Annotated in this window: 6 protein-coding genes; 3 read left to right on the forward strand and 3 right to left on the reverse strand. The window is 71.8% G+C overall.

Annotation, left to right across the window (positions count from 1 at the left end):
• Together JHD21_RS19685 and JHD21_RS19690 are read right to left on the reverse strand one after the other, a co-directional pair.
• Positions 1 to 258: hypothetical protein (locus JHD21_RS19685; RefSeq protein WP_292678732.1), on the reverse strand; the 258-nt coding region annotated here is incomplete at its 3' end.
• Positions 259 to 315: 57 nt separating this feature from the next.
• Positions 316 to 1551 carry a sulfotransferase gene (locus tag JHD21_RS19690; protein ID WP_292678735.1) on the reverse strand — a complete coding sequence of 412 codons (1236 nt, stop codon included), beginning with the start codon at positions 1549 to 1551 and terminating at the stop codon, positions 316 to 318.
• 52 nt (positions 1552 to 1603) lie between these two features.
• Here JHD21_RS19690 and JHD21_RS19695 point away from each other — a divergent pair, with 52 nt between their 5' ends.
• From JHD21_RS19695 to JHD21_RS19705, 3 genes are all read left to right on the forward strand, one after another.
• Positions 1604 to 2182: a TetR/AcrR family transcriptional regulator gene (locus JHD21_RS19695; RefSeq protein ID WP_292678737.1), complete on the forward strand. Its 579-nt coding sequence runs from the start codon at positions 1604 to 1606 to the stop codon at positions 2180 to 2182.
• Complete coding sequence (locus JHD21_RS19700; protein ID WP_292678739.1) at positions 2179 to 3297, forward strand: DUF1214 domain-containing protein; 1119 nt, start codon at positions 2179 to 2181, stop codon at positions 3295 to 3297. The genes JHD21_RS19695 and JHD21_RS19700 overlap by 4 nt, the downstream gene beginning before the upstream one ends.
• A 143-nt stretch (positions 3298 to 3440) precedes the next feature.
• Positions 3441 to 4211: a phosphatase PAP2 family protein gene (locus JHD21_RS19705; RefSeq protein WP_292678741.1), complete on the forward strand. Its 771-nt coding sequence runs from the start codon at positions 3441 to 3443 to the stop codon at positions 4209 to 4211.
• An 89-nt stretch (positions 4212 to 4300) separates the two neighbouring features.
• Here the strand turns inward: JHD21_RS19705 and JHD21_RS19710 are convergent, their stop codons facing one another.
• On the reverse strand, positions 4301 to 5983 hold the full coding sequence (locus tag JHD21_RS19710; RefSeq protein ID WP_292678744.1) for a glycerol-3-phosphate dehydrogenase/oxidase: 1683 nt from the start codon (positions 5981 to 5983) through the stop codon (positions 4301 to 4303).
• Positions 5984 to 6207: the final 224 nt, after the last annotated feature.

Below are 6207 nucleotides of genomic sequence, written 5' to 3' on the forward strand. Positions count from 1 at the left end.
TGGGGGGCCGGCGGGGCCCTGCGGACCGGCGGGTCCGGCGGGTCCGGCGGGGCCCGGCGTACCGCCGGCCGGGAGCGTGCCCGGCGCGAGGTCCGCGGCGCCCAGGGAGCGGTCCTTGACGTCCTTCCCCGTCACGGAGCCGTTCTTGATCTGGGCGCCGGTGATGGTCGCGGCGGCCGTGGCGGTGCCGCTGAGCGCGAGCACGATCGCGGCCGCGACGAGGAGATGGGCTCGGGTCCTGCGGTTGTTCGGCTTCACGACTCGAGGCTGCCGCGCCCCGAGTCCCGGTCGGCAGGGTCGGGTGCCCCCGGCTGGTCAGGACAGGAAGCGCTCGACGTACGGCGCGAAGCGCTCGCGCAGCCCGCTCTCGGTGAGCCCGAACATCTCGGGACTCGTCGCCACCGTGCCGAGCCGGCCGCGCTGGTGCCCGGCGAGGTAGTCCGCCATCGCGGCCCGGGCCTCGCCGGTGAGCTCCTCCCCCGCCAGGTCGTAGACCTGGGCGGCGACCGCGAGGTCGTCGGCCATGAAGTCGTCGAACCGCACGTCCACCGACCGCTCGGCCGGGATGGCGTCCCGGTCGCGCATCAGCGACCGCAGCATCAGGTCGAGCCGGTCGACCCAGTAGTCGACGATCTCGTCGGTGTCGACCGTCGCCCGGTGCATCCGGGCGGAGTAGCAGAGCATCACCAGCATCGACAAGGTCACCGGCACCGGGTCGCGGTGGGTCACCACGACGGTCAGGCCGGGGAACACCTTCTCGAGGACCGGCAGCTGCTCGAGGTGCTGCGGCGACTTGAGCAGCCACCGACGGCCACCGCGCAGGTGCTGGAGGCACTGCAGCTGGGTCCTCATGTGCTCGTAGTGCGGCGTCTGGTCGCTCGCGAGGTAGTGGTCGCGCCAGGCCGGTACGTGCCCGAGGGTCTCCATCAGCATCGAGGACAGGTCGTTGAAGAGGAGCTGGATCTCCTCGTGCACGTGCTCGGTCGTCATCTCGTGCATCAGCTTGAAGTGCGGCATCGCCTGGTTCATGAAGTCGACCGCCAGGTCCGTGCGGGCCAGCCTGGGGTCCGGTTCGGCCCCGGCCTCGGCCGGCATCGGGAACGGCTCGATCGACTCCCAGTAGCGCAGCACCCGGAACGTCGGGCCCGCGGCGAGCAGGTTGTGCAGGTGGGTGGTGCCGGTGCGCGGCAGGCCGGCGATCACGACCGGCGGCACCAGCTCGAGGTCGCGGATCTCCGGGTGGTCCTTGAGCAGCTGCTCCATGAGCAGCCGGTTCTTCAGCACCTGGAGCAGCTGCATGTGGAAGCTGAGGATCCCCGGCCCGTGCAGCCCGTCGATCTCGCCCAGCGCCCGGAGGAAGAGGTCGAACCGCTCGCGGTAGTCGTCGCTACCGAAGTCGTCGAGCCCGGTCTCGTCCCGCGCCTTCTGGTGGAGCACGTCCCCGTCGAGCGGGGTGTCGGCGGCCATCGCCTCCATGAACGCGCGGATCTCCTCGACCTCCGGGGTGAACTCCGGTCGCGCGAGGTCGTGGATCTGGACGGGCTCGGGCATGGCACGCTCCTGGGCTCGAGTGACCGCCGTCATACGTTACGGTCGTCACGTAATGAGCGACATCAAAGCGCAGTCCGGCCGCCCGCGGAACCCCCTCATCGACGAGGCGGTGCTGAAGGCCGCCGCCGAGCTGGTCGTGGAGGTCGGGTACGCCGACCTGACGATCGCCGCGATCGCGGAGCGGGCCGGCACCAGCAAGCCCGCGATCTACCGCCGCTGGCCGAGCAAGGCGCACCTGGTGCACGAGGCGGCGTTCCGCGACGGCGACGACGCGCTGGCGCTGCCCGACACCGGCGACCTGCACGACGACCTCGCCGAGATGCTGCGGCGTACGGCGGCGGCGTTCGCGCACCCCGTCGCCCGCGCGCTCACTCCGGGCCTGATGGCCGAGATCGCGCAGGACCCCACGCTGCACCCCGCGCTGCTCGAGCGGTTCGCCGGCGCCTGGAAGGGCTTCCACGACCGGATCGCGGTCGCCGAGACTCGCGGCGAGGTGCGGGCCGGCGTGGACACCGACGTCCTCATCGAGACGCTGGCGGGTGCCGCGTTGATGAGGCTGCTCATCGGCGAGCCCGACGAGCACTGGGTCACCCAGACCACCGACCTGCTGATGAGAGGGATCGCCGCATGACCGCCGCACCGGAGCACCAGTCCACGGCCGCCTGGCACGAGCTGCTCGACACGCTCCGCGACCTGGAGAAATCGTTCCTCGAGGGCGACCGGGCGGTGCAGGACGACCGGCACCTCGCCGACGGCTACCGCCAGCTCGCGACCACGCTCGGCGTCGCGTTCGACACCTACCTGTTCGCCGAGCCGAGCCGGCCGTTCTTCATGGAGCTCAACACGCCGTTCCGGCGGGACCGGCGCTGGGGCGGCGACAACACCGACGCGTTCTACCGGCTCGCCGTGGTCTCCCCGGACCGCCGCTACCGGATCTCCGGCAACAAGGGCGACGCCATCTACTTCGCGATCACCGGCTACAACGAGCCCTCCCCCGGTGCCTGGTCGGACAAGGTCGTGCTGCACAAGCACGACAGCGACATGGACGTCGACGCCGACGGGAGCTTCTCCTTCGAGATCGGGCCGGTGCCCGAGATCGCCGCGATCGTGACCCGCGACTACCAGCTCGACGCCGAGTCCGGCCGCCCGGTCACCTGGCACATCGAGGCGCTCGAGGACCCGGACCCGATCCGGCACGGCGACGAGGAGACGGCGGCGGGGCTGCGGGCCACGGCCGCGTGGCTGCGGACGATGTTCATGATCATCCCGCTGAGCATCGGCGTCCGCGCCGAGGAGCAGTCGACCCAGGGCCACGAGATCGCCAACGCGGCCAACACCATGGGGCCGCCGTACCAGGTCCCGGACTCCAACTTCGGATGGTCGGCGCGCGACGCGTGCTACTCGTTCGGCTCCTACGACCTCGCCGAGGACGAGGCGCTGGTGATCACCCACCGTCCGCCGGCCGTCCGGTTCTGGAGCTTCTGCGTCTGGAACCAGTACATGGCCAACCACAGCGCGGGCGACGGCCGCACGTCGGTCAACATCGCGAGCGCGGTGCCCAACGCCGACGGCACCGTCACGGTCGTCGTCAGCCACGGCCCGTCGGCCCACCCCAACGCCCTCAGCACGATGGACTACCCGCGTGGCAACCTGGCATTTCGCTGGTTCCTGCCCGACCATGTCCCGGAGGCTCCGGACGTCAGGCTGGTCAAGCTCGCCGACGCCCCGGTCGCGATAACTGGATGAAGCCTGGGGGTGGGAGGTGGTTTCATCCCTCTCACCGATGACCTGGACCACCTGGCCGGGTCAGACCACTTCCCGGGTCTTGGAATGCAGGCAGCACGACCCGCGGTTGTTGTTGGCTGACAGGCACGTGGGGAGGAACAGGCATGACACTCGTGGACCCGGGGCGCACTCCGGCGCCGGTCCTGCGAGCGATGGTGCGAGCCGCCCCCGCCGTACGCCGCGGCGCGGCCGAGCTGGCCCTCATCGGCACCCTCTACGTGCTCTACCGGCTGGGTCGGCTGCTGGCCCGCGGCCAGGAGGCGGTGGCTTTCGACAACGCCGTCGACGTGCACGGCCTCGAACGGCTGCTGAACGTCCCGTCCGAGGCGGCTCTCCAGGACCTGGTCCCGGACGTGCTGCTGCACGCCGCCAACGTCTACTACGTCTCGGCGCACTTCCCGTCGATCATCGCGTTCCTGGTCTGGGGCTACCTGGTCCGGCCGCGGGCGGAGTACCAGTGGGCGCGCAACCTCCTCATCGCCGTCACGGGCGCCGCGATGGTGATCCACATCGTCTACCCGCTCGCCCCTCCGCGGATGTTCCCGCAGTGGGGCTTCACCGACACGATGGCCACGCTCGGACCCAACGCCTACGGCGGCGCGAGCGGTGACCTGGCCAACCAGTTCGCCGCGATGCCCAGCCTGCACGTCGGCTGGGCCGCCCTGATCGCCTACGTCGTCGCCCGCACCGGCCCACGGTGGCTGGCCGGGCTGGCCGTGGTGCACGTGGTCCTGACGACCCTGGTGGTCGTGGTCACCGCCAACCACTACTGGCTCGACGGCGCGGTCGCGGTACTGCTGCTCGGCGTCGCGGCGGTGGTGCTGCGCCCGCCCTCGGCGCGTTCGGCGGTGGAGGAGTCCCCGGAGATCCGGTGACCCCCACGCTTCTGCACCGAGATCTCGGTGCAGAAGCGTCGGACTCGGTACAGATCCGGGGACTCCGCCGCCCGCCGCCGCCCGACCGGCTAGACGATCTCCGGCGCCTTGACCCGGGCCTCGTCGGCCTCCTGGTCGGTGAGCGCGAGCTGGGACTGCCGCTCGGCCTCGACCCGGCGCAGGTAGTGGTCGACCTCGTCGTCGATCCGCGACTCGTCCCAGCCGAGCTCCACGCCCATCAGCCGGGCCACGGGCGTCGCGGCGGCGACGCCGCGGTCGAAGGTCTCGATCGAGATCCGGGTACGCCGGGTGAGGACGTCGTCGAGGTGGCGGGCGGCCTCGTGGGTGACGGCGTAGACGATCTCCGCGGCCAGGTGGTCGTCGGCGCCCGCGACCGGCGAGGCCAGCTCGGGCCGGGCGTCGACCAGCGCGAGCAGGTCGTCGACCCGGGCGCCGTACCGGCCGAGCAGGTGGTCGAGCCGCGCGACGTGCAGCCCGGCCCGCCGGGCCAGGTGGACGCGCTGGTTGGAGCGGGCCTCGAAGCCGTCGGCGCCGACGAGCGGCACCCGGTCGGTGATCGACTCGCGGACGGTCACGCCGGTCGTCCGCAGCGAGTGGCCGGCGGCGTCCACCGCGTCACGAGCCATCACCCGGTAGGTCGTGAGCTTGCCGCCGGCGATCATCACCAGGCCGGGCACCGGCGTGACGACGGTGTGCTCGCGGGAGATGCGCGAGGTGGGCTCGGACTCACCGCTCAGCAGCGGCCGCAGCCCGGCGTACACACCGACGACGTCCTCGTGGTCCAGCGGCTCGCGCAGGATCGCGTTGACGTGGTCGAGGACGTAGTCGATGTCGGTGCGGCTCGCCGCGGGGTGCGCCTTGTCGAGGTCCCACGGGGTGTCGGTCGTGCCGATGATCCAGTGCCGGCCCCAGGGGATGACGAAGAGGACCGACGTCTCGGTCCGCACGATGAAGCCGGCCTCGGAGCGGATCCGGTCCCGCGGCACCACCAGGTGGATGCCCTTGGACGCCTGCACGTGCAGGGATCCGCGGCCGCCGACCATCTCCTGGATCTCGTCGGTCCAGACCCCGGCGGCGTTGACGACGACCTTGGCCCGGATCTCGAGCTCGGGCCCGTGCGCGGTTCCGTTCTCGAGGTCCCGGGCGCGGACGCCGACGACCCGCTCGCCCTCGCGGAGGAAGCCGGTCACCTTGACCCGGGTGGCGACGTGCGCGCCGTGGGCGGCCGCGGTGCGGGCGATCGTGACGACGAGCCGGGCGTCGTCGACCTGGCAGTCGTAGTAGCGGATCGCCCCGGCGATCGACTCGGGCGCGAAGTCCGGCGCGATCCGGGCGACGCTCCTGCGGGTCAGGTGCCGGTGCTTGGGCACGCCCATGTCGTACTTGCCGGCCATCGCCATCGCGTCGTACAGCGCGAGACCGGCGCCGACGTACGGCCGCTCCCACACCTTGTGGGTGAGCGGGTAGAGGAACGGGACCGGCCGGACCAGGTGCGGGGCCAGCCGGGTCAGGAGCAGGCCGCGCTCCTGCAGCGCCTCCTTGACCAGGCCGAAGTCGAGCATCTCCAGGTAGCGCAGGCCACCGTGGATGAGCTTGCTGCTGCGGCTGCTGGTGCCGCTGGCCAGGTCGCGCTGCTCGACCAGCCCGGTGCTCAGACCGCGGGTCACCGCATCGAGCGCGACACCGGTGCCCACCACGCCCCCGCCGACGACCAGCACGTCGAGCTCGCGGTCGCCCGGGCCGCCTGCCATCGCCTCGATCGCCCGGATGCGGGACTCCGGACTCAGGGCACTAGGGTCGGCCACCTCTCCAGTCTGTCAGGCAACCCCGGGGCAACTTCATGCGTCTTCCCAGTGTGCGCGCACACGTGGGAGTCGTCACCTGTGTCGCACTGGCAGCCACGGTGCTCGGTACGCCGTTCGCGGACACGCCCGACCCTCGCCAGGCCTCGCCCGCCATCCGGCTCAGCGGCGGG

It is taken from the genome of Nocardioides sp. (assembly GCF_016462705.1).
Lineage (GTDB): Bacteria > Actinomycetota > Actinomycetes > Propionibacteriales > Nocardioidaceae > Nocardioides.

What these genes read in the sequence shown, in the direction of transcription:
- JHD21_RS19710 (WP_292678744.1), bottom strand. Translation starts at nt 5,983, where the DNA reads ATGGCAGGCGGCCCGGGCGACCGCGAGCTCGACGTGCTGGTCGTCGGC.
- JHD21_RS19695 (WP_292678737.1), top strand. Translation starts at nt 1,604, where the DNA reads ATGAGCGACATCAAAGCGCAGTCCGGCCGCCCGCGGAACCCCCTCATC.
- JHD21_RS19690 (WP_292678735.1), bottom strand. Translation starts at nt 1,551, where the DNA reads ATGCCCGAGCCCGTCCAGATCCACGACCTCGCGCGACCGGAGTTCACC.
- JHD21_RS19705 (WP_292678741.1), top strand. Translation starts at nt 3,441, where the DNA reads ATGACACTCGTGGACCCGGGGCGCACTCCGGCGCCGGTCCTGCGAGCG.
- JHD21_RS19700 (WP_292678739.1), top strand. Translation starts at nt 2,179, where the DNA reads ATGACCGCCGCACCGGAGCACCAGTCCACGGCCGCCTGGCACGAGCTG.